Origin of the sequence: Buttiauxella sp. S19-1, assembly GCF_022134725.1 — a bacterium.
GTDB lineage: Bacteria > Pseudomonadota > Gammaproteobacteria > Enterobacterales > Enterobacteriaceae > Buttiauxella > Buttiauxella ferragutiae.
Genome location: NZ_JAHWLU010000026.1, coordinates 1 through 26601, shown reverse-complemented (window position 1 = coordinate 26601; position 26601 = coordinate 1). Strand labels below are relative to the sequence as shown.

21 protein-coding genes are annotated in these 26601 nt (G+C 51.4%); 11 read left to right on the top strand and 10 right to left on the bottom strand.

Annotated elements, in window-relative coordinates; all coding sequences use genetic code 11:
* Positions 1–35: 35 nt before the first annotated feature.
* The gene (locus MES37_RS08680) at positions 36–8615 is read left to right on the top strand and encodes a GH36-type glycosyl hydrolase domain-containing protein (protein WP_237931127.1); all 8580 of its coding nucleotides are present in this window, start codon (positions 36–38) and stop codon (positions 8613–8615) included.
* Here MES37_RS08680 and MES37_RS08675 read toward each other — a convergent pair.
* The gene (locus MES37_RS08675) at positions 8608–9192 is read right to left on the bottom strand and encodes a nuclear transport factor 2 family protein (RefSeq protein WP_237931123.1); all 585 of its coding nucleotides are present in this window, start codon (positions 9190–9192) and stop codon (positions 8608–8610) included. The genes MES37_RS08680 and MES37_RS08675 overlap by 8 nt on opposite strands.
* 108 nt (positions 9193–9300) lie before the next feature.
* Here MES37_RS08675 and MES37_RS08670 point away from each other — a divergent pair, with 108 nt between their 5' ends.
* Positions 9301–10188: a LysR substrate-binding domain-containing protein gene (locus MES37_RS08670; protein WP_237931122.1), complete on the top strand. Its 888-nt coding sequence runs from the start codon at positions 9301–9303 to the stop codon at positions 10186–10188.
* 85 nt (positions 10189–10273) lie between these two features.
* The gene (locus MES37_RS08665; RefSeq protein ID WP_237931121.1) at positions 10274–10696 is read left to right on the top strand and encodes a ribosomal maturation YjgA family protein; all 423 of its coding nucleotides are present in this window, start codon (positions 10274–10276) and stop codon (positions 10694–10696) included.
* 229 nt (positions 10697–10925) lie between these two features.
* On the opposite strand, the gene MES37_RS08660 is transcribed toward MES37_RS08665, so the two are convergent.
* Complete coding sequence (locus MES37_RS08660; RefSeq protein ID WP_083963377.1) at positions 10926–11981, bottom strand: LysR family transcriptional regulator; 1056 nt, start codon at positions 11979–11981, stop codon at positions 10926–10928.
* Between the two features lie 245 nt (positions 11982–12226).
* Here MES37_RS08660 and MES37_RS08655 point away from each other — a divergent pair, with 245 nt between their 5' ends.
* From MES37_RS08655 to MES37_RS08640, 4 genes are all read left to right on the top strand, one after another.
* Complete coding sequence (locus MES37_RS08655) at positions 12227–12616, top strand: tautomerase family protein (protein ID WP_237931113.1); 390 nt, start codon at positions 12227–12229, stop codon at positions 12614–12616.
* Between the two features lie 135 nt (positions 12617–12751).
* The gene (locus MES37_RS08650; protein ID WP_237931110.1) at positions 12752–13075 is read left to right on the top strand and encodes a hypothetical protein; all 324 of its coding nucleotides are present in this window, start codon (positions 12752–12754) and stop codon (positions 13073–13075) included.
* 38 nt (positions 13076–13113) lie between these two features.
* Entirely contained in the window at positions 13114–13407 is a 294-nt protein-coding gene (locus MES37_RS08645; RefSeq protein WP_064546708.1) for a DUF1330 domain-containing protein, read from the top strand.
* Positions 13408–13867: 460 nt separating this feature from the next.
* On the top strand, positions 13868–14503 hold the full coding sequence (locus MES37_RS08640; protein WP_237931108.1) for a DUF6904 family protein: 636 nt from the start codon (positions 13868–13870) through the stop codon (positions 14501–14503).
* 398 nt (positions 14504–14901) lie between these two features.
* Here MES37_RS08640 and MES37_RS08635 read toward each other — a convergent pair whose 3' ends face one another.
* The 8 genes from MES37_RS08635 to MES37_RS08600 form a co-directional block, all read right to left on the bottom strand.
* On the bottom strand, positions 14902–15402 hold the full coding sequence (locus MES37_RS08635) for a GNAT family N-acetyltransferase (RefSeq protein ID WP_237931106.1): 501 nt from the start codon (positions 15400–15402) through the stop codon (positions 14902–14904).
* Entirely contained in the window at positions 15393–15656 is a 264-nt protein-coding gene (locus tag MES37_RS08630; protein ID WP_237931104.1) for a type II toxin-antitoxin system TacA family antitoxin, read from the bottom strand. The genes MES37_RS08635 and MES37_RS08630 overlap by 10 nt, the downstream gene beginning before the upstream one ends.
* A 198-nt stretch (positions 15657–15854) precedes the next feature.
* Positions 15855–16082: a hypothetical protein gene (locus tag MES37_RS08625; protein WP_064546700.1), complete on the bottom strand. Its 228-nt coding sequence runs from the start codon at positions 16080–16082 to the stop codon at positions 15855–15857.
* 112 nt (positions 16083–16194) lie between these two features.
* Positions 16195–17205 (bottom strand): Ldh family oxidoreductase, encoded by a 1011-nt coding sequence (locus tag MES37_RS08620; protein WP_064546697.1) that lies wholly within the window; start codon positions 17203–17205, stop codon positions 16195–16197.
* A gap of 20 nt (positions 17206–17225) precedes the next feature.
* Entirely contained in the window at positions 17226–18791 is a 1566-nt protein-coding gene (locus MES37_RS08615; RefSeq protein WP_064546695.1) for an APC family permease, read from the bottom strand.
* 20 nt (positions 18792–18811) lie between these two features.
* Positions 18812–20428, bottom strand: coding sequence for an aldehyde dehydrogenase (NADP(+)) (locus MES37_RS08610; RefSeq protein ID WP_237931135.1), 1617 nt, complete (start codon positions 20426–20428; stop codon positions 18812–18814).
* Positions 20429–20488: 60 nt separating this feature from the next.
* Positions 20489–21409, bottom strand: a complete 921-nt coding sequence (locus tag MES37_RS08605; protein ID WP_064546691.1) for a dihydrodipicolinate synthase family protein — start codon at positions 21407–21409, stop codon at positions 20489–20491.
* Between the two features lie 195 nt (positions 21410–21604).
* On the bottom strand, positions 21605–22450 hold the full coding sequence (locus tag MES37_RS08600; protein WP_064546689.1) for an AraC family transcriptional regulator: 846 nt from the start codon (positions 22448–22450) through the stop codon (positions 21605–21607).
* 276 nt (positions 22451–22726) lie between these two features.
* Here MES37_RS08600 and MES37_RS08595 point away from each other — a divergent pair, with 276 nt between their 5' ends.
* From MES37_RS08595 to MES37_RS08580, 4 genes are read left to right on the top strand one after another with little or no spacing between them, the layout of a single operon-like run.
* Positions 22727–23677: a 4-hydroxyproline epimerase gene (locus tag MES37_RS08595; protein ID WP_133521484.1), complete on the top strand. Its 951-nt coding sequence runs from the start codon at positions 22727–22729 to the stop codon at positions 23675–23677.
* Positions 23677–24792 (top strand): NAD(P)/FAD-dependent oxidoreductase, encoded by a 1116-nt coding sequence (locus tag MES37_RS08590; RefSeq protein ID WP_121813496.1) that lies wholly within the window; start codon positions 23677–23679, stop codon positions 24790–24792. The genes MES37_RS08595 and MES37_RS08590 overlap by 1 nt, the downstream gene beginning before the upstream one ends.
* Positions 24789–25037: a (2Fe-2S)-binding protein gene (locus tag MES37_RS08585; protein WP_121813497.1), complete on the top strand. Its 249-nt coding sequence runs from the start codon at positions 24789–24791 to the stop codon at positions 25035–25037. The genes MES37_RS08590 and MES37_RS08585 overlap by 4 nt, the downstream gene beginning before the upstream one ends.
* The gene (locus MES37_RS08580; protein ID WP_237931101.1) at positions 25034–26302 is read left to right on the top strand and encodes an FAD-dependent oxidoreductase; all 1269 of its coding nucleotides are present in this window, start codon (positions 25034–25036) and stop codon (positions 26300–26302) included. The genes MES37_RS08585 and MES37_RS08580 overlap by 4 nt, the downstream gene beginning before the upstream one ends.
* Positions 26303–26601 lie beyond the last annotated feature (299 nt).

Here is a 26601-nt window from a genome sequence, read left to right as displayed (position 1 = left end):
CTCCTGTGCGTTCACATCGCCTGATGAGCAAATTCATGAAATTAAGTCTAAAACAGTGGTTTTCTGCGCGTAAGTCACGGGAAATACCTACAGAAATCCCTGATTGGTTGGGTTCTGAACCCGCGAACGAAAGCCCTATCAAAGCTGAGCTGTTTTCTGCCGCCCAAATGGAACGCTACGGCCAGAAACTGGCTCGTTCCCATAAATTATCGACCACTAAGCTGCCTTACTATTTACTCAAGCGTCTGGAAGATAATGAAGCCATCATCACCCGTAATTGCTATCTGCTCAATGCAGGGGAAAAATCGGGTATTACTCCGGCCGGTGAATGGCTGCTGGATAATTACTATCTCATCGAAGAACAGATCCGCGTGGTTCGTCATCATTTACCAAAGAATTTTGGTAAAGGGTTGCCACCGTTAGCTGCTCCTAATCATTGCCCGCGTATTTATGATATTGCCTCTGAAGCTATCGCTCATGCCGATGGACGATGGGATGCCGCAAGCCTAACCAGTTATATCGCGGCCTATCAGCAAGTGACTCCGTTAACTCTTGGTGAACTTTGGGCATTGCCGGGTATGTTGCGTCTGGCGCTGATTGAGAATCTACGACGCGTTAGTATTGAAGTGGCTGAGGCGCAAAAAGAGCGAAATCTGGCTGATGTGTGGGTCACACGAATTTTTGAATGTGCTGAAAACACGCCAGCGGATTTGATTATGGTGATTGCGGATATGGCACGTTCACGTCCGCCATTAAGCAGCGCTTTTGTAGCGGAACTGGTTCGCCGCTTGCAGGGGCGAGGGAACATGCTCTCTTTGCCGCTGACCTGGGTTGAACAGCGCCTTGCTGAAACCGGCGTCACCACGGATTACCTGATTCATCGCTTTAACCAGCAACTTGCTGCAAGCCAACTTTCAGTGAGCAACAGTATTGCCGGGTTGCGTCTGTTAAGTGAAACCAACTGGGCTGACTTTGCCGAAGCAATGAGTCTGGTCGAACAGACATTGCGCCAGGACCCTTCCGGGATTTATCCGGCAATGCACTTCGATACCCGCGACCATTATCGCCATATTGTTGAGATCCTCGCCCGTCACAGCCATCACAGTGAACCGGAAGTCGCCCGTTATATTTTAGAAATGGCTCAGGCAACGCCTGTTCATCATGTGGGTTATTACTTAATTGGTGAAGGGCGCTCGCAACTAGAACAAAAGCTTGGGGCAAATACATCGTGGGTCGTCCGGCTGCGTCATAGCTTTAACCAAATTCCTCTGCTTTCATGGCTTGGAAGCCTGAGCCTGTTGACCACAGCGTTCACTGCTGACATTTTATCCCGCACCCATCAACAAGGGATGAACTGGCCGCTGGCGCTTCTTGCGCTGCCGCTGGTGGTGCTGATTAGTCAGTTGGCTCTCAATTTGCTGAGTGAGGCGACGACTCGCTTCCGGTCGCCACTGCCTCTGCCACGCATGGATTTCTCAACCGGCATCCCGGCGGAGTATTGCACGATGGTGGTTATCCCTTGCTTACTCACCAGCCGCGCCGGGATAGACAAGCTGCTTAACAGCCTGGAGGTTTGCTATCTGGGTAACAACTCGCCAAACCTGTACTTCGCATTGCTAACCGATTTTGCTGATTCCCCGGACCAGAACTCACCAGAAAGCGGCGATCTGCTGCACTGGGCTGAAGCGCAAATGCAGAATTTGAATCGACGCTATGCTTCTGTTGCCCAACCACTTTTCTTTTTGCTGCATCGTTCAGCGCAGTGGAATGAACAACAAAACGTGTGGATGGGGTATGAGCGTAAACGCGGCAAGTTATCGATGCTGAATAGTTGGCTGCGCGAACCTGGCGACCAATTTTCCGAAGTACACAGTAATGTGATTAGCCCACCAACGGGGGTTAAATATGTCATCACGCTGGATAGCGACACCGTTCTGCCACGTGACACTGCGCATAAACTGGTTGCCACTATGGCTCATCCGCTCAATCACCCGATCTACGATCCGGTAAAACAGCGTGTCGTTAAAGGGTACGCTATTTTGCAGCCCGGCCTTGCTGAAGAGATCCCACGAAACGGGCAGGGGCGCTATGCCGCGATGTGCAGCAACGTGCCGGGTAACGATCCTTACTCAATGATGTCATCGGATATTTATCAGGATCTGTTCGGCGAAGGCTCGTTCGTTGGTAAAGGTATTTACGATGTGGATACTTTTGCCCAGGCGACGCACAATACGTGCCCGGAAAACCTGGTGTTGAGCCATGATTTGCTGGAAGGGTGCTATGCCCGTTCAGGTTTGCTCAGTGAAGTCTTGCTATATGAGCAGTACCCCAATAACTACCTCACTGATGTGGCAAGACGTACCCGCTGGATACGCGGCGACTGGCAACTATTGAATTGGCTTAAATTCAGGCCCAGAAAAGCAGATGGAACACATGACAAAAACCCACTAAGCACGCTTTCACGCTGGAAACTGCTGGATAATTTGCGCCGCAGCCTCGTGGCACCATCATTTCTGATGCTGGTGTTTTGCGCCATTTTACTGGTCCCCAATCCTTTTTACTGGCTCGGCGTGCTAGCCGTTGTGCTGCTACTTCCTACCGTGCTGGTTTTAGCGCAGGATATTCTGAGTAAGCCAGCACGGCGGCCATTCGTCCAGCATCTGATTCTGGTTTCTTCCGGCGGGCTTAAACGCCTGCTGCGCATTGGCCTGGGATTTATCACGCTTCCTCATGAGGCCGGATATTCGCTTCATGCAATTGCAGTGACGTTATGGCGGCTGGGTATTAGCCATCACAACCTCAATCAGTGGGCTAGTTTTGACCAAAGCACTGAACACGCCAAAGCCTCGCCGCTGCGTTTTTATCGGGCAATGTGGCTCAATGTCGTTTCAGGTATTGCACTCATCCTGCTCGCGGCCTTCCTTTCACCTATGCTGCTGTTTTTTGCTGTGCCTATCGGTGTGGTGTGGTGTCTGGCTCCTTTGTTATTAAGCTGGCTGAGCCGCGAGACTGTAAGCCATACCATTACATTCAATGCTGAAAATAAACGCCTGTTGCGCCAAAGCAGTCGCGAAATTTGGGCCTTTTTTGAAACCTTTGCCACAGAGAAAGAAAACTGGTTACCGCCGGATAACTACCAGGAAATTCCACATCCGGTTATTGCGCACCGCACTTCGCCGACCAACATTGGCCTGTCGCTAATGGCCAACCTAACGGCGTGGGATTTTGGTTATATTCCCCAGGGGGAAATGCTGCAACGCATCACGCTGACGCTCGACACCCTGGATAAAATGGAGCATTACCGCGGCCATTTATACAACTGGTACGACACCCGCACCCTGGTGCCGCTGAATCCGCGTTATATCTCAAGTGTCGACAGCGGCAATATGGCCGGGCATTTGCTCACTCTAAGTGCGGGGTTAACGGGGTTGCGTAACCAACCCGTACTCAATTGCACACAATTGCTGATGGGCCTTGATGACACATTGCAAATCCTCGAGAAAACCTGGGGGCAGCATGCGCCGACCTCTTTGCGCCAGTTGCGCAATCACTGCAAAACTGCCGCCACACTCTCTCCATCGTTACTGTTTCCTGAGCTGAAAAACATGCGTGCGCAAAGTCATCGTCTGCACGCACTTTGTAGTCATGAGGATGGGCGTATCCGCCGCTGGGTAGAGCATCTTCAACACCAGTTGGTGCTGATCTGTCACGAATGGACGAATTTTCTCGGGTGGCTACCCGCCCATTGGGAGAGTAAATCGTTACCATCACTTTCCTGGCTTGCACAGGCAAAACATACCGGCGAAGGCACACCTTCAGAATCGGTGATCCGCCTGGCCCGCACACGGCTGGATATTATTACCGAGCTGGAACAGCGCCTGACAGAACACGCACGAATGGATTTTGTCTTCCTGTATAACGAAGTCACTAGCCTGCTCAGCGTCGGTTATAACTGCGATAACAATAAGCTCGATAACAGTCATTACGACTTGTTGCCTTCGGAAATTCGTCTTACCAGTTTTCTGGCGATAGCCACTAATCAGTTGCCGTTAAAAAGCTGGTTTGCGTTGGGGCGACTCTTTACCACCATTGATAACGAAACTGCGTTGATGTCGTGGAGTGGCTCAATGTTTGAGTACTTAATGCCGAACCTGGTGATGCCAACTTTCCCTGGCAGCTTGCTGGAGGAGATGAGCCAGTCAGCGGTGAAACGCCAGATTGACTGGGGCAAAGAGCGGGGCGTGCCGTGGGGAATTTCAGAGTCGGGTTACTACTCCTTTGATGCGCTGCAAAATTACCAATATCACGCCTTTGGCGTGCCGGGTCTTGGCTTGCGAAGGGGACTTGCGGATGACATGGTCATCGCACCTTATGCCACCATGATGGCACTGACGGTCTCTCCGCATAAAGCTTGCGAAAACTTGCTGAAACTAGAAAAAAATGGTGCTCGTGGGGAATATGGCTTCTACGAAGCGCTGGACTACACGCCTTCACGCCTCGCCAACGGCCAGATGTATGCGGTGGTTCGTTCGTGGATGGCACACCATCAGGGAATGGCATTCCAGGCTCTTTCCCATGTGCTGTTAGGTGCGCCAATGGTAGACCGATTTATGACCAGCCCATCATTTCAGTCGGCTCGTTTGTTATTGCAGGAACGGGTGCCTGATGCCGTTGAGTTGTATAGTCCGCGTCGCCATTTCGAATCTCACGAAGGGGTTTTGCAACCTGTACAATACGAAGTGCGCGAGTTTACCGACGTTGATAGCCTGATACCCGAAGTTCAGTTGCTGTCGAATTCCGATTACCATCTGATGATCAGCCAGTCAGGGAGCGGTTACAGCCGCTGGAAAGACATTGCGTTGACCCGCTGGCGCAGCGATGCCACTTGCGATAACTGGGGTACTTTTTGCTATATTAGTGACAGTGTAACTAATGAGGTATGGAGTAATACCTGGCAACCGCTTGGTGAACCGGTCAGCCAGTACGATGCGACATTTACCGACGCCGGAGCGGAGTTCAAACTGGTCGCGGGTACGATCAATGTTAAAACGCAGATTGTTGTCTCGCCCGAAGATGATATTGAGCTGCGCCGCGTCACGCTGCTGCATCGTGGGCGGCAACCGCGCACCATTGAGTTAACCACTTACGCGGAAGTCGTGCTGGCTCCTAAAGAGAGCGATCTGGCCCATCCAGCCTTCAGTAATTTATTTATTCAGACCGAGCTACTTGCCGATCAGCACGCCATTCTGTGCCACCGTCGTCCTCGTTCACCGGATGAGCGTTGCCCGTGGATGTTTCACACGATGGTGGTGCACGGGCAAGCGCAAAGCGAAACCTCATTTGAAACAGACAGAGCCAAATTTCTCGGGCGGGGCAGAACCCCGGTCAATGCTCTGGCAACCCAACAAAGCGGTGCGCTAAGTAATAGCGTCGGGCCAGTGCTGGACCCGATACTTGCCATTCGTCAGTCGATAGTTTTACAACCAGGCTTGCCCGTCACAGTCGACATTATTTATGGCGTAACGGACAGCCGTCAGCACAGTCAGGCACTGGTCGAGAAATATCATGACCATCCGATTGCCGACCGTGTATTTGAACTGGCGTGGTCACATAGCCAAATTGTGTTGCGCCAGATTAATGCCAACGAAGACGACGCAACACTCTTTAACCGCTTGGCCAGCGCGGTGCTTTTCCCTGGCCCCGAACTGCGTGCTGATGCCAAAACTCTTTGCCGTAACCGTCGTGGGCAGTCAGGTCTTTGGGGTTGGTCTATTTCAGGCGACCTGCCGATTGTGATTCTGAACGTCACCAGCGATGAAAGTATTTTGCTCATCACCACAATGATTCAGGCGCACCATTACTGGCGTTTAAAAGGGCTGGCTGTGGATCTGGTTATCCTTAACGATAGCCCTGGCGGTTATCAGCAGGAGTTGCAAAACCAAATTATCGAACTACTAATGGCGGGTTCTGAAGCCAACCAGATGGACAAGCCCGGTGGCATTTTTGTGCGCAATGGCGAACATATGTCAGCAGAGGACCGCCTGTTGCTGCTGAGTGTGGCGCAAATCGTACTGGATGATCGTGCTGGAGGCCTTAAAGAACAGCTAAATCAGCGGCTTCTGGCAACTATTCCCGCACAGCCGAGCTTTACTCCCCGCACGGTGATGCCGGTTAATCAGCACGATCCCTGGCAGCCTGATACCAGCGCATTGGTCTTTTTCAATGGCCGCGGTGGGTTCTCGCAAGATGGCCGTGAATACCAGATGACGCTGGATGAAAATGACCAGACACCTGCGCCGTGGGCTAACGTTCTGGCCAATGCCAGTTTTGGCACTGTCATTTCTGAAGCGGGACAGGCCTACACCTGGTATGAAAATGCACATGAGTACCGACTCACACCCTGGGAAAACGACCCGATCAGCGATCGTTCTGGCGAAGCGTACTATTTGCGGGATGAAGAAAGTGGCGAGGTCTGGTCACCAACCACGCTGCCGATGCGCGGCAACGGGCATTATCTTTCACGCCACGGCTTTGGCTACAGCGTTTTCGCCCACCGTGAAACAGGTATCGACACTGAATTGACAATACTGGTGGCAGAACATGCGCCGGTAAAAATCGCTATTCTGACGCTGAGTAATACCTCAGGGCGGACACGAAAAATCTCGGTTACCGGTTATGTTGAATGGACGCTGGGCGAGTCGCGCAGCAAATCGGCCATGCATGTTGTCACTCGTACATCGACAACCGGGCGCGGCTGCGGTGTGCTGGCAAATAACTTCTATAACAGCAACGGTTCGGAAAGAACGGCATTTTTCGCGGTGACGGGAGTGCATTGCTCAGTGTCAGGTGACCGTCGGGAATTCCTTGGGCGCAATGGTTCACAGCGTGACCCAGCGGCTATGAAACAGCGCACGTTGTCTGATAAAACGGGCGCGGGGTTGGATCCGTGTGGTGCAGTTCAGTCTGCTACCACGTTGATTGATGGCGATCAGCGGACATTTATTTTTGTGCTGGGTATCGGGCAGAACCCGCAAGACGCGGAACTGATGATTAACCAGTATCTAAGTGAAGACGCCGCACGTAGCGAACTGGCGAATGTTCACCGTTACTGGCATCGCATGCTCGATCAAATTGTCGTAGCAACCCCCGATCCTGCGGTTAACTTACTGGCCAATGGCTGGCTGCTTTACCAGACCATCGCTTGCCGCCTGATGGCTCGCAGTGGTTACTATCAGTCTGGTGGTGCTTTCGGCTTCCGTGATCAGCTACAAGACACGCTGGCTCTGAGTCATACCGCACCGGAACGTTTGCGCGAGCAAATTCTGCTGTGCGCATCACGCCAGTTCGTTGAAGGCGACGTTCAACACTGGTGGCATCCCCCATTAGGGAATGGCGTTCGCACCCGTTGTTCAGACGATTATCTTTGGTTGCCGCTATCTATTTGCCGCTACGTAGAAACCACCGGCGACCTCGATTTGCTAGAACACCGCGTGGCGTATCTTGAAGGCCGTGAATTACAGCCAGGAGAGGAGTCAGCCTATGAACAACCGGTTATCAGCGCAGTTGAAGAGACACTTTGGCAACATGCGATAAAAGCCATTCGCCACGGCCTGCGGTTTGGTCAACATGGTTTGCCGTTGATGGGCGCGGGGGACTGGAACGATGGCATGAACCTCGTCGGGCTGGAAGGCAAGGGCGAGAGCGTCTGGCTTGGGTTCTTCCTCTATGATGTCTTGCAGCAATTTGCGCAGCTGGCGGAACAAATCCATGATGACGAAATTGCCGTGCTTTGCCGTACAGAAGCCGCAAAACTGCAAGCCAATATTGAGGCGACAGCCTGGGACGGGGCTTGGTATCGCCGGGGCTATTTTGATAGTGGAGAAGCCCTTGGTTCGCAGAACGCAGAAGAGTGCCAGATAGACGCCATTGCCCAGAGTTGGGCTGTGTTGTCCGGTGCGGGGAGCGAGGAACGCTGTGTACAAGCAATGCAGGCGCTGGACTCTCGCCTGGTTGATAACGAGGCTGGGCTGATAAAACTGCTTACGCCGCCATTTAATGGCAACGGGCCAAACCCCGGCTACATTCAGGGTTACCTGCCGGGCGTGCGTGAAAACGGTGGGCAATATACACATGGAGCCATCTGGGCAGTGATGGCATTTGCCCGCAGCGGCAATATCGAACGGGCCTGGCAGCTATGGTCGCTGATTAACCCGATTAATCACGGACTCACTACCGATGCCATTGAACGTTATAAAGTCGAACCGTATGTGATGACGGCGGATATTTATAGTGTTGCACCGCACAGCGGGCGCGGTGGCTGGAGCTGGTATACCGGTTCGGCAGGATGGGCGTATCAGTTGATAATCGAAACGTTGCTGGGGATCGAACGGCATGGCGACTCAATAACCGTACACCCGTTACTGCCGCGTGACTGGCCTTCAGTGAGCCTTGTTTATAGACATGGCTCAAGTGATTACCAGATCAATGCGTTACACAGTGAGGGCGAATATCAACTCATGCTAGATGGCATATCGTTGCCAGGAAAAACCATACCGTTGAAGGATGATGGTCAACGGCATGTGGTGGAGATAAGTCTGGGTACCGTTCTTAACTAGCGGATAACCAGCGCTTAGCGTCGGCTTTCATTTTCAACTCTAGTTCGCTGCCGCGAGTGGCGAATACACGCCCGAGAGGGAAGCCGCTCAGCTCGAGCAAATAGGCCAGTGCGGCATATTCACGTGGATACTTCACGACCACAGCCTGGTCTATCGCAACTGGGCCAAGTGGGAAAGTGAATGTGCCGATATCGTAAATACTCTGGCGGTGGAATAGTTTCCATACGCCATCCCTTTTTTCTGCCAGATCGTAAAAACGGTTGTGACACTCACAGCCAATGTTCAGTTTCACGTTCTCGGCAACGATGATTGCATTGGTTTCCAGAATCGCTTTATCCCCGGCTTCATTGAAGGTTACCGCAGGCGAACCGATAAGGTGTTTGGTGCGCAAGTCGGAAGCGCCCATCCGCATTGAGCCATTAACAAAATCACTTCCCAGCCCTTCAAACCACGTTATTTCAATGGTGCCGTCAGAGTGGAACAGTTCGCGAAGCTGATCCCATTCGCCCAGATCGCGGTGCATCCAGCCATTCATCAGGTCATTAAGTTGTTGGCGGTCTTGTAGTGGATTTTGCATGTATTTAGTTCCTGTTAGTTGACTTGATTTAGTCTGGATGCAAAATACGACAATCTCAAATATATAGATTTTACTGATTAATCATTTTAAATGATTGATGGAGCCATTATGGATCTACGTCACCTGAAGTATTTTTTAGCCGTCGCCGAAGAACGGCATTTTGGCCGGGCGGCGGAACGGCTCAATATTGTTCAACCTGCACTGAGCATGCAGATAAAATCCCTGGAAACTGAGCTGGGCGGCCCATTATTCATTCGCACCAGCCGTCGGGTTGAACTGACTGAAGCCGGGAAGCTTTTGCAAACTGAAGCCGCACGGACTCTGGAGCAAATGGAACATACGCGCCTTGCCGTTGAGCGTTCTATTCGTGGTGAAACAGGCCGGGTGCGAATCGGCTTTGCCGGTAATGCCGTCTTCAGTGGCAGACTGATGCAGGATGTACGATCTTTTCACAAGGCTTATCCGGATGCTGAATTAATTTGCCAGGAACTGGCACCACAGCTTCAGCGTGAGGCCATCCACAACGGAACGCTGGATGTGGGTTATATGCCTGATTACTATCCGGATCATGACTCTGCTTTTGTCTATCAATCGGTGGGTCAATGGGGAAGGGTGGTTGTGATGTCCAGCGACCATAAACTCGCCGCAAAAGAGAGCCTGACCATAGACATGCTGGCCCATGAGCCCTTGATTATGTATTCAATAAACGATGTGGATTCACACCTGGATAGGCAATTACAAAGGCTGCTTGGCGATTCGCTAAATATTGCCTGGCGAATCTCCAGTTCACTTAGCGTCCTCGCCATGGCCGGAGCCGGGCTGGGTATCGCTCTGGTTCCTGCACCGCTAGCGCAGGTGGCGATCCCTGGTGTAGTTTATCGGCTTCTTGACGCGCCGGATCTATCAGCGAACCTGATGATGGTGAGCCGTAAACACGAACCGAGTGCCGCTGTGCTTGCTTATCTTAATCACACGCGGATAACGGCGCTGGCTTAAGTTTTCATGTTGGTATTTTTAAAAATTGGATTGTTTCTTAAAGAGATACCTTTTTTCATTGAACTTCTTTCAGGTGATATTTGTTATGAGTTTACGGTTTGAACGCTTCAATTTTGTATGCTCCATCATACTGTTCGTGATGTTGGCTATCCTGGCAACTTTGGGGTCAAAATGGGGATTGATACGAAGCCTTGGAGGAGACGTTCTGGCTACGATGTGGATTTACTACTCGCTGGCTGCAATAGTCAAAGCGAAGCCATTTTTACTCACCTGTATTTCATTCCTGGCTGGCGCTGGAGTTGAGCTTTGTCAATTACTGGCCGTTAAGGCCGACTATCAATTCGAGAGCCATTTGCTAAGAGTCGTGTTTGGCTCCACACCGGATTGGTGGGATTTAGTGGCCTATGCAATGGGTGCCTTGATTTGTTTGGGATGGAATACTCGCGGCCACATAAATTATTTAAAAGAAAAGATGCATAAGTCCAGGCGTGAGTCTCAAAAATTATAGAACAGTCACTCCTCAAATTAAATATCCACAATTAGATGCTGCTATTGCTGAATAGAGAGAAAAGGGTGTTAAGTTGATTTTCTGCAGGATACAGGCATTAGGTGAAAGAAATATCTGACCTGTTTTAATAAGCCAGATTCATTAATCAGAAAGTTCAGAACTGTTTTTTTCGATCAACGTGATATCAATCGAGAAACTATATATTTCCCGGTTCGGCGGGCGCCATATGCTATTTCACGGTGACGTTGGGCCTTTTTCCCGTCAGTTCTGAGGCTGAGTCGGGAAGGGCCATCACCGGAAGCTGGGACGATTCAATCAATTTGAACGAACGGGATGAAAAACCAGCGGAAAATGCGCTGCGGAGGAACTCGATGAACACTTGTGACACCCGCGATGTATGTGCGGAATACGGGCGAATGATATAGAGCCATTCACCGAATACTTCTGTCGGTCTCCATTGCGGTAGGACTTCAACCAGGCTGCCAGAGTCCAGTGCTGACTGCGCGCTGAAGTCGGGTAAAAGCACTATCCCCATGCCTTCAATTGCCATATTGCGTAGTGCTTCGCTGTTGTTGACGGCTATTGGCCCCGCTATCGGCACGGTCACCTGGTTGGGATACACAGCGTCATTGCTCTGCGCGTTGTTAGCTGCAGGAACAAATATCCAGGTTGTGCTCCCCTGGGTACGTGGATAGTGTAAGCATGCATGCAACGATAACGCTTCCGGCGTCTCGGGCATGCCGCGTTCTTGAAGGTATGACGGGCTTGCGGCCAATACCGTGCGAGTGGGCGCAAGCGTCCATGCTACATGGGTCTCAGGAGGGGAGTCGGTGTGGCGAACCGCGATGTCGTATCCTTCCTGCGCCAGGGGCCGAATCCGATCGGACATGTCTAGCTCCAGTTGGATCTCGGGATAGCTACGCAGGAATTTGGGCAAGTGTGGCAATAGTTGCTGCCGTGCAAACGCGACAGGTGCGGTGACGCGCAATTTTCCCCTTGGTACCCCAGCCAAGTCTCGAACGCTCGCAAAACCCATAGCTATCTGCTCGAAGGCACCTTGTGTCGACATGACCAGTTGTTTACCCGCCTCAGTGAGCGTTGCGCTCCGGGTCGTCCTTTGCACCAGTGAGATACCCGCAGCTCTTTCGAGGTCAGCAATATGCTGGCTCATCGATGCCTTGCTAACACCGAGGTTGAACGCTGCTTTGCTGAAACTACCTTGTTCTTGCAGTACGGCCAGCCAATGCAAGTGTCTCCAGAATCCGTCCACTTCGTCCCGTTTCATAGCTCCATCCTTCAATGAAGTCGCGCCGGATTTTTCAAGTTGTAGTTATCCGTACGACAAAATTTTGAACAATGTGTTTGCGTTAGGATAGCTACCCACGCGTATGGGCGCAATCTACACTGTGCAAACACTGACCGTCACAGCTTTATTTATCAGGAGACAGTCCATGACTGGGTTCGTTTCTGTACGTGCCAAAAGAGCATTATGCAACGTTGGCCTAATCCAACCATAAACAGGAGAACAATATGCCTCTCATCAAATTTGACATCGTCGAAGGACGAAGTGAGAAAGAAATCAAGATAATGTTGGATGCTGCCCACCGAGCAATGCTGAAGGCATTCGATGTGCCTGAACGTGACCGCTATCAGGTGGTCAACGAACACAAGGCTTCACATCTCATTGCCGAGGACACTGGTCTGGGCATTGTCCGGACCAGAAATATTGTCATTGTCTCGGTCGTTTCTCGACCAAGAACGGAACAATCCAAGAAGACCTTCTATCACGAACTTTGCTGTGAGCTTCAGGAACACTGCGGAATTGCTCCAAGTGACGTCATGGTATCGATCACTATCAACTCCGATGCGGACTGGAGTTTTGGTCATGGCGTGGCACATTTTTTGACCGGCGAACTGTAAATTTTTTCGTTTATATCCATCTGGTTCAACATCACGTTTTGCCATTAATAGATAGTTTTGCCTCGTGTGTATTCGTGTAAAAAAAGCCGTGGTTTTTCGAAAATCAGGCCTAACATTCATTCTAAGGGGATATATATGATTACCGTTATTGTGACAATGAAACTTAATAAGGCGATTACGAGAGAAGAAGGGAAAAAGATATTTCTTTCAACAGCGCCTCGATATAAGACGATCGAAGGTCTTGTGCGCAAGTACTACATCTTATCGGAGGACGGCATCTCCTCCGGTGGTGTATACCTTTGGACGACGAAGGCTGCAGCGGAGGCCTGGTATACGGACAGTTGGCACGAATTTATTAAGGAAACGTACAATACAACGCCTTCCATTACCTATTGGGAAAGCCCGGTAATCGTTGACAATATTCTTGGATGCACTACTTCTGACGATCAAAAGTTATAGATTTGACGGTATCAGAAAATACATTAGGAGAGACCAGGATGAGCAAAGCCTATTGGGTTACTTCGTACCGCTCTATTAAGGATCAAACTGTGCTTGCCGCTTATTCGGTACTTGCCACCAAGGCAATTGAGGCATCAGGAGGGCGGTTTATCATAAGAGGGATCGCAGAAGAGGTGCGGGAACAGGGAATGAAAGAGCGAACGGTTGTGATCGAATTCCCCAATTTCGCACAAGCGGTGGCTGCATATGAAGCTGCTGCATATCAAAAAGCTCTGGCAGTTCTAGGCAATGCGGTCGAACGCGACTTGCGCATTGTACACGCGGTTGAGTAAATAACTTCAGCTTGATGAGTTAATCGAGAAAGTTGTCGAGCGGAACGAACTGTTTATGGCCAAACAACTCGGAATCATCGATTGCGATTAACGTTGAGTAAGGTTGTTCAACCACCGTGGTGGCACGGTGGTTGAACTTACCTTACTAAAGCAGATGCAGATTTTTTGGCAGAACGGCCAGAGATTATGGAGGAAGGCAGAACGTGATGGTATCAGCGCTGGAGAAAGAGCTTTCAGAGGCTATCAGCAACCAGGGCAATCAGGTTGATTAAACACTGGATTCTTCCTTAGCCTACCTTTGTCAAACCTCAATTAAACAGACCGTTATCTGGCTCAATTGAAATGACCATTAATCCTGTTTCTTTTCAATTAATCACTGTGTTTTGTTTAATACTGGATGCTGAATGAAATCATTACTGATAGTCTTTTTTCATACTGAAATAATGAGAAGATGGACGTTATGTTTCGATTTGAATTAACACCCAATAATGCCGGTATTATTTTATGGGGAGATACGGCAGCACTGGATGAATTACACCAGTTTATCCATTTCGTTGTGGACGAAAGTCCTCTGATAAAGATTAAAGATGGCTTTATGCTGGCCCTGGCCTATGACATCCGCAAAGCCCGGGAAGGTTGTCGCCGTACTGAGCAGTATCAGTATGAAGAAGGGGATTCCTATCAGCTTTATGGCGTGGAACTGTTATGGCCACTGGTCTTGCTTCAGTCTGCAATCCTCAGACGTTCAATGAGTTACATCCAGACAGATAAAAAACAGTTATCCATTATGTATGCATTCGAGCATCTTCTGGAGTCTGCTTTACAGGAGTTTCTGCCGGGTAACCGGGCAGAAGTGATGATAAAACTGGCCAGCAGCGCAGCTGACTCTGACTTTGAATGGCTTGAGGACAACATTGACAGCCGGTGTTGTTATTTCCTCAGTCAGCCACCTGCAAAGAGAAAAGAAAAACTGGATAAGATCCTTTGCTCCTTTGATTCACTATGGAGTCAATATGCCCGTGAAAAGCCGGATACAAAAATGCTGAATACCATGAATAATACGGAGTGGGTCTGGCCAGATACGATTCACTGGTAAGCACGGTATTAAGTTGTCGTCGCACTCATTAATAACGGTTGAATCAGCCAGGCTTTTTGCCAAAGATTTGCTCAGAACGCGACTGAAGCTTCTTCAGGGCTTCAAGCATGTCATTTTTAGCCGGTGCCGCAGCAACATGGCCATCCACTCAGCATAATCGCGCACAGACTGCGGAAGTGATGATAAGCCATTCAGGAACGCGACGAAATACCGGAATTTTTTCCGGTGGTTGTCGGGTTGGGCAAGCCGGAGGCGCGTCAGCATGTGAGCAAAACCATGACCAAAAAGCTGTAATTCCCGTCTATCTATACCTTGGTGCGCATAATGTATATTATGTTAAATTGCCTGCAAAGGTCCTTTACTTCATGAACCAAGATGGTTCGCATAAAATCATAGGGTTAAGTCCCCTCCACATCTTTCGGAAGTTTAAAAAATAATGTTCGCTCCTGCGTTTGCAATGGTTTAAAACCATGATGAATATAGAATTGTTTGGCTTCTTCAGTAAGTGCATGGACCATAATGGCCCGGACACCGATATTTTCGGCCACCCTGTAGCATCGCAGTACTGCATCGTGAAGCAGATCGGCTCCCAGACCTTTTCCCCGGAAAGAAAGGTCCACTGCCAGACGCGCAAGTATAATAACGGGTATTGGGTCCGGCATATTACGACGAAGACCACCCGTAGCTTCAGTATGGTTGACACTTCCAGTTGCCAGTGAGTAAAAGCCCGCTACTTGTTTCGATTCCTTCTTACAAATGACAAACGTCCTTGCAGCTCCGTAAGCGTGGTTTTTTAACCCTCTTTGCTTTAACCAATCATCAAGAACTGACTCTCCACTCACGAATTCCGCTAGCTGATGAGAACTTGTCAGAGGCTCAGGAGCTGTTACTAGTCCCACTGAGGCTTCCTTGCGAGTAATTTCTTAACGGCTGGGTCATCTGAAAGCGGAGCATCAAGCATATCTATGAACTCAGCGTATTGTTCGTCATTAAAATTGAATACACGTCGATCAAGTATCACATTCTCTGCCGCCTGACAGGCCATTTCCAATATAAAGTCTGTTCGCGATTTATGGAGGATCTCGGCGGCTGCATCAATGAGCGCCCGCTGGGATTCCTTAGCTCTAAGGTTGAGTTGAACATCTGATTTCATATAAAAACTCCATGTGTGGTGATTACTTTATCAGCATAACACAAGAGTAATGTATAGCAATTGCTATACATTTAAGTTGGCAGAATACCAGTGCTTCATCTGAGCTCGCATGAATCAAAATAATTACTTATTTTTGAAAGATAAAATCCAAATTTAGCTGCCCACCTAAGGCAGGCAGCTTTTCCACACTTTTGAGAGTTAAAATACTTTTGATGAAAAATCGGATTTCACTTCACTTTCTATATAAGTGTTCAGGCCCCAACCAGCACGCGCCAACTCTTTCATCTTCTCCAGGCGCTCGGGTCCAGGGTGGCGAAGATCGTAGAGATACACATGATTATTTTTGAAGCGCACTTTAATTGAGTTGGCATCAATCTGGAAACTGACAACCTGTGAGTCACCACTTATGTTCGCGTAATTTTCCATACTGCATCCTGTTGGCTAAAGCGCCTGAACTTGGCGAGTTACCTATTAACCACGTTCCGCGTTGTTTTACAGGGTGATAGCTCACGATTTGGTGAGAAGCCCGTTGAAGTGACTAACTCAACGCCACTATCTCTTCATATAACGCCAGCGGCAACTCCACACCGAACTGCTCACTGTGTTGACGCGCTTTAAAACGCCGCTCGCCTGGGATTCTGGCTCCTTGTGCGGCCATATCGTTAAAGAGAACTTCTGCTCGGGCTAAATGCATCTCTTTATCCGCACCCAGAAAACGCTCAGGATCCATGGCAATAATCAGTTCTCCTCCATAAGGCGAAGAACCGCTCTGTTGGTCGTATGCCAAAGATTCTTTACTGGTCATATCACCAATCAATGGCCCGGCAATCAGTTCGACCATCGCCGCCAATGCCGAGCCTTTATGCCCCCCAAATGTCAGCATGGCACCTTGCAGCACACTGGCGGCGTCGGTAGACGGTTGTCCATGGCTGTCAATTCCCCAGCCTTCAGGTAACGGTTTATTCGCCCGGCGATGCAGTTCAATTTCACCGCGTGCGGCAGCGCTGGTCGCCATATCAAACACAAACGGTGCTTTCCCCTGGCGTGGCCAACCAAAAGCTATCGGGTTGGTGCCAAATAGCGGTTGGTTCCCGCCAGCGGGTGTAACCCAGGCATGGCTTGGGGTGCAGGCCAGCGCCACCAATCCTTGCTCGGTCAGCGGCTCAATGTCTGCCCACAGCGCAGAAAAATGAACGCAATGGTTGATAGCCAGTGCAGCAATACCGCAGTGACGTACTTTGTCGATAAATACAGGCAACGCCGCTTGATAAGCCAGCAACGAGAAACCACCCTGCGCATCGACACGTAAAATCGCTGGCGCGTTGTCGATGAGGGTCGACTCCGCATCTGCTGCTACCTTCCCTGCTTTCAATGAGCGAACGCATCCCAGCACCCGATACAAACCATGAGAATGGCAGCCATCGCGCTCTCCGGCGGTGACGTTCTTTGCCACCGCGTCGGCATGTGCGGCGCTGAAACCATTACGCAGCAAAGCTTGATACGCCAGTTGATAAGCCTCTACCAGAGTCAGTTTAACGGTTGATGTCATTACCCTTTCCTCCCTTAGCATCACTCTTCTTCATCCCCGACGAAATTCGCCTTAGGCAAACAAGTGTAAGCACCCCAGTAATAAATTAGCAGCGCGATGCCCGCCACCAGTAAGGTATCCCATGGGTGACCAATCGCATTGATCCCGCCAAAACTGCCCAAATAAGAAGCCACAATGATCAACGCGTAGAACGCGATCAACCACAGTGAGGACCAGACCTGCTGCTTAAGGCTAACGTTATGAGTCGGCACTTTGTTTTTAAACAGAATATAGACAAAGAACATCACGATTTGCAGGCCAAGCAGCCAGGACACGGTATTCCAGCCAGACCAGTAAACGATCAATGCCGAAATGATGAACGACACCGGCCCTAATACACAAAAGCCCCTGACAAAGAACGGACGCGGCATATCCGGCGCATTGCGGCGTAAACCGGCGGCGGTAACCGGAGCAATGGCATAGCTCAGAACCAGTGCGGCAGAAACGACGCCAATTAACTTTTCCCATGACGGGAACGGCAACGTCCAGAAGATAGAAAGCCCGAACGTTAACCACAGCGCCGGACGCGGAATACCGGACTCGCCATCAACACGGGTGAAAACTTTGAAGAATGTCCCTGCCCTCGCCCAGCCATAGATCACGCGCGGCGTGGCATTCATATAGATGTTGCCAGTACCGCTTGGCGAAACAATCGCGTCGCTCACCACCAGGAAGGCCAACCACCCCATCCCTAGCGTCACGGCAATATCACGGTACGGCAGCGAAAAGTGCTGGCTGATACCTTGCCAGCCACCACTTAGCAAATCGGCAGGAATACTGCCGAGGAAGGCAAGTTGCAACAGCACATAGATAATCGTGGAAAGCACCACCGACAAAATCAGAGCGATCGGGATAGTTTTCTGCGGGTTTTGTACTTCGCTGGCCACCGAAATAATCGGCGTCAGCCCCAGATACGCGAAGATGATGCCACCGGCAGAAATTGCCGCTTCCACTCCGGCCGAACCAAATGGCGCAAAGCCCTGGCTGTGCAAGTTTTCAGGTTTGAAGAATGTGAACAACACCACGATCACCAGTACCGGCACAATGAACTTGAGGATGCTGATCAGGTTATTGGATTTAGCAAAGGTTTTGACACTGTAGTAATTCAGCACAAAGAAAATACACAGCAAGATGAATTGCGCCACCCAACCGATCATTGTGGGGTCACCGGAACCAGGCTTACTTAGCGACGGGAACCAGGCCGCAGCATATTGCCGGGCGGCAACGATCTCTATCGAGATCAGGCTGGAAAATGCAATCAGGGTGATAAACCCCAACAAATACCCCATCAGTTCCCCGTGGGAAAATACCGGATAACGAATGATGCCACCGGCGCGAGGAAGTGCGGCACCCAGTTCGCAATAAACAATGCCGAGTAACAGCACGGCCACGCCGCCAATCAACCACGAATAGATCCCTGCCGGCCCCGCGATGGAAGCAACATGACTGGCGGCGAACAACCATCCGGAACCAAAAATTGCACCCAAACCGATAAACGTCAGATCGGTAAGGGTCAGCTGCTTTTTAAATTTGCCCTGTGTTGTCATGGTAGTACCTTTCCAATGATTTATTGACCGGCAGGCGAATGGAGGGCTGCGCGAGTGTATTCACCGTTAACTAAGCGCAGCAGATTCAGCGGGTTGCTGTCCTGCAATGCTGGCGGTAACAGTGCGGCCGGGTAGTTTTGCAGGCAGACCGGGCGCAAAAAACGCTCGATTGCCAGGGTTCCGACCGAGGTACCACGCGCATCGCTGGTCGCCGGATAGGGGCCGCCGTGCACCATGGCTTCACAGACTTCCACACCGGTTGGGTAGCCGTTAAACAACACTCGCCCCGCTTTACGGGTGAGTAATTGCGCCAGTGAACTCGCCTCAGCCAGGTCTTCTTCATCGGCCAATAACGTGGCGGTCAGTTGCCCTTGCAGGTTATCCAGCGCGGCAAGCAACTGCTGCCGGTCGGCAACTTCCACCACGATGGCCACCGGGCCAAAGACTTCTTGCTGCAACAAAGGGTCGGCGTTGAGAAGCAAATTGCTTTCGGCCTGATACAACTGAGCGACCGCCAGATGGGCTTGTTCTTCCCGGCTCCCTGCCAAATGCCGAAGCTGCGGATGCCTTTCTAATGCTTGCAAACCACTCAGATAATGGTCGCGGGTACCGGCATTCAACATTGGTTGTGGTGAGCAAGCACTAACATGGTTTTGCAAATCGGCGATCAACTGGCTGAAGGCCGCGCTGCGCTGGCCAATAATTAGCCCAGGCTTAGTGCAGAACTGGCCGCAGCCCAGCGTGAAAGAGGCAACCAACTCCTGGGCTATCTGTTTGCCACGCTGAGCCAGCGCTTGTGGCATAACCACCACGGGGTTGATGCTCGACATTTCGGCAAACACCGGAATCGGTTGTGGGCGCTGCATCGCTAAATCAAATAATGCCCTGCCACCTTGCAATGAACCGGTAAAACCCACCGCCTGGATTGCCGGGTGTTTCACTAAGTCTGCGCCGATACTGCCGCCGAATACCATGTTGAAAACGCCCGCTGGCATCTGCTGTTTTTGCACTGCACGCTCAACCGCTTGCGCGGTCAACTCAGCGGTGATCATATGGCCGCTATGTGCCTTGAACACCACTGGGCAACCAGCAGCCAACGCAGCAGCGGTATCGCCACCGGCGGTAGAAAACGCCAGCGGGAAGTTGCTGGCACCAAACACTGCAACTGGGCCAAGTGCAATGCGGTACTGCCGTAAATCAGGTCGCGGCAACGGAGTTCGGTTTGGTAATGCGCAATCAATCCTTGCCGCGTGCACGCGGCCACTGCGCAACAGTTCGGCAAACAAACGCATCTGCCCGCTGGTTCTGCCGCGCTCACCGTTCAGACGAGCGAGAGGCAAAGCGGTTTCCTGTGCGGCAAAAGCAAAAAAGTCTTCTCCCAACGCATCCAGCTCATCGGCGATAGCCGCCAGAAAATCAGCGCGCTGCTCGGCACTGGTTTGTGAATAAATATTGAATGCCTGGGCAGCAGCTTGTGCTGCGGCATCCACCTCTGCCGGGCTGGCTTGATAAAAACGATAACCAGTTGGTTGATTATTATCGGCCCGCAGGCTGATGAGTTCGGCGTCACCACTGGCTATCCGCTGCCCGCCAATAAACTGTTTACCGCTAAGGTTGTAAGTGCTGTGAGTCGGCATCGGTTTCCCCTGTTCGATTGCCCGATAAAGCCCGGTGAAATGCCGGGCCGTCATGGAGGATTACAGGCCGACGTCAGGCAGCGTCGGACGGTTAGCCAGAGCGGCGTCGATAATTGCCGTCACCTCTTGCAGAGTTTCACCCTGCAATGCCAAACGTGGTGGACGGGTCACCGCGCTGCCACGGCCCACGCGCTCTTCGCACAGTTTGATACACTGCACCAGGTCCGGACGGGCATCCAAATGCAGCAACGGCATAAACCAGCTATACAGTGCCAGGGCTTCTTCGAAGCGTTTTTGCTTCGCCAGGCGGAACAAGGTTTCCCCTTCGCGTGGGAAAGCATTCGACATTCCAGAGATCCACCCTTCTGCACCCACGGCAAGGCTTTCCAGTACCACATCGTCCAGCCCGGCGAATAGCACGAAGCGGTCACCTACCGCATTGCGTAAATCGATAAAGCGGCGGGTATCGCCAGAGGAGTCTTTGAAACAGACGATGTTGTCGCAATCGACCAGCGTGGTCAGGATGTCTGGCGTGACATCGTTTTTATAAATTGGCGGGTTGTTGTAAACCATGATTGGCAGGTTGGTGGCACTGGCTACACTGCGGAAATGTGCTGCGGTTTCGTGTGGTTTGGATGAATAAACCAGTGCTGGCATCACCATGACGCCGTCGACACCAGCTTTTTCTGCTTCACGCGCCATATTCTGTGCAAAGGCAGTGGTGAATTCGGCAATCCCTGCAATAACAGGCACTTTGCCTTGTGCGGCGTCTTTCGCCACCTCGATCACTGCCAGTTTTTCCTGCATCGTCATGGAGGTGTTCTCACCCACAGTGCCGCAAACCACCAGGCCAGACACACCGTCTTTGACCAGGTTTTTAATCACCGCATGGGTGGCATCAAGATCCAGAGAATAATCGTTACGAAATTGAGTACTGACCGCAGGGAACACACCGCTCCAGTTAATCGCTTTATGGCTCATCGTGTTTGTCCTTTCGCCTGAATTGTTAATTGATGGTTAATATTTGGTGAAATTCGAGAACAGATTGACCTGATTTCTCAGTAGCGGCTTGACGGTTTTCACCGAATGCGAGGACGAAATTGGCACAATGCTAGCGGGCTGCGCGCAGCAAAAGCACTGACGCAGCCACATCATAAAAGTAATAACTTCAGGGGATTAGGGAACTAACGTGGCACGAAAATCGCGAGGGGTGGAGCCGGTCATGGCTTTAAACTGGCGGCTGAAGGCGCTGTGATCGGTATAACCGCACTGGATAGCGATATCGGTAATCGGCAGATCGCTGGCTAACAGTTCGGTGGCCTTCTCCAGCCGGACTTTGTGGATCATCTGGCGCGGCGTCAGGTGGAAAATACGTTTGCAGTAACGCTCAATTTGCGCAACCGAAAGACCGGTCAGCGCCCTTAACTCATCCATTGCGATTGGCCGGTCATAATGCTGGCGGATATAGACATCCAGTGCCGCCAGGCGTTGATAAGCCGGGTGATTGGCCTTCGCTTCCTGCAAGTCGTGTGAAATCCCGGCCATGCCGATAATCTTGCCCTGCCGGTCATACAGCGCCAGCTTTTGCGTCAGACACCAGCCGGTTTCACGGCCACTGTACAGGTGCATTTCAAGCTGATCCTGAATCTGCACACCGTGATGTAATACCCGAAGATCTTGCTCTGTATAGCCTGAACCTAACTGGGTCGGGAAAACATCTGCCGACGTTTTCCCTAACAATGGTGTCACCGTTTTAAAACCACAACGTTTGGCTAATGTGAGGTTCGCCAGCAAATAGCGCGCCTGCTTGTCTTTAATAAAGAACACCACATTGGGAATCGCGTTCAGCAGCGGGGCAATCAATGCCAGTGAATTCAACATACTACGTAACGAACTGGGGCGCTGCTGTGCCAGTCCATCACAGAGCAATTTGAGTTGATCGACAGCAAAGCACTCTTCCGCTTCTGGCTCAGGAAGACAGGGAGCCTGCGGAGGAGCCTTCAAACCAGGGATTAATTGCATCGCAATACCTTTTCCCGCGAGTGGTTGCAGTGGGTTATTTTTAACTCCATTGGATCAATATTAACTTTTCTTTAACTTATCAAGCGCGTTATAGCGAATATGCGGATTGCCACAAACTTTTGTTCTTTCAAGGGTGAGTTACGTGATGTGGGCTCAGGCCATTTTGCATTGTGCTGATTTCGGCATCGCCGTTGCCGAAAAAGGTCAAGCCGTGATGGCGGGATTCGGTCAGTCTTAATCTATTGGTAACATTTAATTAACCATTGAGAGACACCCATGACACCTGCATCCCCTTTCATCGCATTACGCGCGATTGACTCCCACACCGGTGGTGAACCTACCAGGTTGATTATCGATGGTTTTCCCGACCTGGGCCGTGGCAGCATGGCTGAGCGTAAAGCGCTTTTCGCTGAACATTATGATGACTGGCGTAGTGCTATCATTCTGGAACCGCGTGGCAACGATGTATTAGTGGGCGCGTTGCTCTGCCAGCCCTGCTCTCCACACGCCGCCGCCGGGGTGATCTTCTTCAATAATAGCGGCTATCTCGGCATGTGCGGCCACGGCACCATTGGGCTCATCACCTCTCTGGCGTATCTTGGTCACATTGCTGTGGGCGAACACCAGATTGAAACCCCGGTTGGCACGGTGAGCGCAACGTTGCATGAAGATGGCAGTGTAACTATCGAAAATGTCCCCGCTTATCGTTACCGCCAGCAAGTCGCCGTGTCTGTTGAAGGCTATGGCGAAGTTACCGGAGATATTGCCTGGGGGGGAAACTGGTTCTTCCTCATCAGCGACCATCACTTGAGCATCGCCACTAACAATATTGAAGCCCTAACCGCCTTCAGTTGGACGGTACGCCAGGCGCTAGAAAACGCGGGGATTTACGGGGAAGACGGCGGAGTTATCGATCATATTGAACTCTTCTGCGACGACGAACAGGCCGACAGCCGCAATTTTGTTTTATGCCCTGGCAAAGCGTATGACCGCTCGCCGTGTGGCACCGGAACCAGTGCCAAACTGGCTTGCCTGGCCGCAGATGGCAAATTATTACCAGGTGAAATCTGGCGCCAGGCCAGCGTGATCGGCAGTGAGTTCAGCGGTTATTACCAGCCCAATGCCGGAAACACAGTGACACCGTTTATTCGCGGGCAAGCTTTTGTCTGTGCCGATAGCCAATTGTTACTGGATGAACGCGACCCGTTTGCCTGGGGGATACGTTAATGGCGACCGCCGATGCGATTGTCATTGGCGCGGGTATTATCGGTACGGCCTGCGCATGGCAGTTAGCACAACAAGGGTTACGGGTGTTGCTGGTTGACGACCAACGCCCTGGCGCGACCGCTGCTGGCATGGGGCATTTGGTGTGTATGGATGACAACCCCGCTGAACTTGCGCTGAGTAGTTATTCGTTGAATTTGTGGCGCAGCGTGGTCGACCGTATGCCGGAAGACTGCGCCTGGCGCGACTGCGGTACCTTGTGGCTGGCAGAAAAGCCCGAAGAAATGGCGATTGCGGAAGTTAAACAGCAACGGATGGCCGCATTTGGCGTGAACAGTGAACTTCTGACCCCACAACAGGTGGCACAACTTGAACCGATGCTACGTGGCGGATTAGCCGGTGGTTTGCGCGTGCCGGGAGATGGCATTATTTACGCCCCGAATGCGGCCCGTTGGTTGGTTGACGATGCGGGGCAAGCCGTCCAGCGGATTTACGGTGAAGTCGTAGCACTGGAACAGCAGTCGGTGGTTTTGGCGAGTGGGCAGCGATTTAGCGCACCGGTTATCACCTTAGCCTGTGGTTTACAGGCCGACAAACTGCTGGCAACGCCGCTACTGCGAGCCAAAAAAGGCCAACTGGCGATCACCGACCGCTATCCACACACGGTAAAACACCAACTGGTGGATCTAGGTTATGGAGCCAGTGCGCATGCTTCCGACGGCACATCCGTGGCCTTTAACGTGCAGGCTCGCCCAACCGGCCAATTGCTGATTGGTTCCTCACGCCAGTTTGACACCCTCAACCCAGCCATCGACATGCCTTTGCTCGCCACCATGCTTAAACGCGCTACAGACTACCTGCCCGAGCTGGCAAAAATGAACATCATCCGCTGCTGGGCGGGGTTTAGGGCAGCGTCGGCCGATGGCCTTCCCTTGCTTGGTCCCCATCCGGATTATTCATGGCTGTGGTTGGCGCTCGGACATGAAGGTCTTGGCGTCACCACGGCGATGGGCAGTGCGGCATTGATTGCCGCGCAAATCCAACAACAGCGCACCGCCATTGATGACACTCCTTATCTGGCTGCGCGTATGTTCGCCACAGACGAGTGCCTCTTATGAAACTGATCTCCTTAACCCTCGCCGGACAACCTTATCAGGTACCAGAAGGCATCACCGTGGCGGCAGCACTCAGCTTAAGCGGGCAAGATTACTGCCGAATTTCCGTCAGCCAGCAACCGCGAGCGGCTTTCTGTGGCATGGGTGTGTGTCAGGAATGCCGGGTCATCATTGATGGTGTGCAACGACTGGCCTGCCAAACTTTGTGCCAGCCCGAGATGAGAATCGAACGGAGTGGGAATAAATGAATAACCTGCAATGCGACGTGTTGATTATCGGCGCTGGCCCTGCCGGAATGGCCGCTGCGCTGGCGGCAGGTGAAAGCCAGCAACGAATCGTGATGCTTGATGATAATCCGCGTCCTGGCGGGCAAATCTGGCGCGATGGGCCTGAAGTCGAGTTACCCGCTCTCGCCCGCCAATATCGGCAAGCCATTGATGCGTTAGAACACTTTACCCTGCTCAGCGGCAGCAAAGTGGTGGCACAAAGCGCGCCACAGCAACTGTTGTACGAAAATGACAAAGGTTGCGGGACTATCGACTACCAACGGTTAATTTTATGCTGTGGCGCGCGCGAACTGTTACTGCCCTTCCCTGGCTGGACTTTACCGGGGGTGACAGGTGCCGGTGGCTTACAGGCACAAATCAAAAACGGCTTATCGTTGCGTGGCGAACGGGTGGTGATAGCCGGAAGCGGGCCGTTGCTACTGGCGGTTGCCGACAGCGTCAGTAAAGCGGGCGGTAAAGTCACGTTGCTGGCCGAACAAGCCGCGATGAGCAGACTCGTCACATTCGCCAAAGGGCTGTGGCAGTGGCCTGCGAAAGTGCGGCAGTCATTAGGTTTAATTAACCGATGCTATCGCCCAAACAGTTATGTGCTGGAAGCGCAAGGCCAGCAGCGGCTTGCCGCCGTTCGTGTCCAACAAGGTGGACAAATTCGAACCATAGCTTGTGATCGTTTAGCCTGCGGGTTTGGGCTGGTAGCCAATATCGAATTAGCCATGTTGTTGGGTTGCCGGATAGAAAATGCAGCCATTTCCGTTGATGAATGGCAGCAAACCAGTATTGCCAACCTGTATGCGGCTGGTGAATGCACCGGTGTGGGTGGAAGTGAACTCGCTTTGGTGGAAGGCGCAATTGCCGGATATGCTGCCAGTGGTAATACAGCGGCTGCGCAAGCATTGCTGGCAAAACGCAGCAAATGGCAACGTTTTGCCACCGCAGTCAGCCAAACCTTTTTGCTAAATCAGGCACTTAAAACTCTGGGTGCCGCAGACACTTTTTTGTGCCGCTGTGAAGATGTGACGCTGGGGCAAATCAATACCCAGGCCGGTTGGACTGCCTGCAAACTCAATAGCCGCTGTGGGATGGGAGCGTGCCAGGGGAAAATCTGCGTCACCGCCGCCCGTTACCTGCTTGACTGGCCGATACCGCAGCCGAGAGTGCCGTTAACACCAGTGCGGCTTGAAACACTGGCGGTACTCACTCCCCGGCAGGCTGATGATGTTGAATAATTGAATGTTTCATTTCCCTGTCCGGAAAACTGGAACGTTATTCAGGGGGCTCAATATCCACCCCCTATTTTTCTATTTTAAAAATACGACCAATACCCTTTTATGGTTATTCTGGTTATAGGTTATTAATAAAGCAGCGTACAAAAAACAAACTTTAAGTTAAATGCGAATGTAAAGAAATGAAAAGCCCTTCTTTTTCACAGCGAATGAGACTCTTTCCTATTTGGGTTTTCAATGAATGATGATATTTATTAAGACCAGTTGGTAAAAACAATAACCAATAAAAATCAATGTGATAG